This window comes from Photorhabdus sp. P32 (assembly GCF_038085095.1).
Taxonomy (GTDB): Bacteria; Pseudomonadota; Gammaproteobacteria; order Enterobacterales; family Enterobacteriaceae; genus Photorhabdus; species Photorhabdus luminescens.
On sequence record NZ_JAZGJN010000079.1, the window covers coordinates 1 to 906 of the forward strand.

Annotated in this window: 1 protein-coding gene and 1 pseudogene; both read left to right on the top strand. The window is 59.9% G+C overall.

The window, feature by feature from the left end:
• A partial coding sequence (locus V2H77_RS00320; RefSeq protein ID WP_341497214.1) for a type VI secretion IcmF C-terminal domain-containing protein occupies positions 1-664 on the top strand: 664 nt, incomplete at its 5' end.
• A gap of 79 nt (positions 665-743) precedes the next feature.
• Positions 744-906, top strand: a pseudogene (locus V2H77_RS23505) (VasL domain-containing protein); the annotation flags it as partial.

The window sequence follows — 906 nt, forward strand, 5'->3', positions numbered from 1 at the left end:
CGTGCGCAGACACTACCAGACCTCCCTGGCCGCGCCCCACCCCGACACCCCGGAAGCCACCCAGGATGTGCCGCTCAGTGAGTTCGAGCGGTTCTTCCGCCCCGGCGGCACGCTGGATGCCTTCTATCAGCAGAACCTGAAACCGTTTGTGGAAAACAACCTGACCCACAGCGCCGACGGCAAACAACTTATCCGCCCGGATGTGCTGGCGCAACTGAAACTGGCCGACCGTATCCGCGACACCTTCTTCACGCCGCAAAACGGTCTGGGGACCCAGTTTGCCATTGAGCCCCTCAGCCTGACCGGCAATAAACGCCGCAGCCTGCTCAATCTTGACGGCCAGCTGCTCGATTATGCCCACGGCCGCAGCAGCATTGCGCACCTCATCTGGCCCAACTCGATGCGGGCCGGGGTGGAAAGCCAGCTCACGCTGATACCGGACGCCAGCGGCAAATCCCCGCGCGTCATCCGCTTCACCGGCCCATGGGCCCAGCTGCGTCTGATTAACAGCGGCAAACTGACCAACGTGCGTCAGGATTCGTTTGACGTGCGGTTCACGGTGGACGGGGGCGACATGACCTACCGTATCTACGTGGACGAATCTGACAACCCGTTTGCCGGCGGCCTGTTCAGTCAGTTCAGACTGCCTGACACGCTGTATTAATGGCAAATTTTATTCATTGCAAAATAGCAACCCACCCTGTCCTCCGCGCCGGCGGAGGCAGGCTAAAGGATGAACGGCCATGCGTGAACACCCTGAAAACCTGATTATCCGTGCCGGCGGCAACCCGATGCATCTGCCGGCGTTCACGGCAATACGCGAAGAAATCAACAAAATCAACCACCCGTCTCAGCCGGCAGTGAACTGGCAACTCATTGAATCGCTGGCCCTGACGCTGTTTCGCA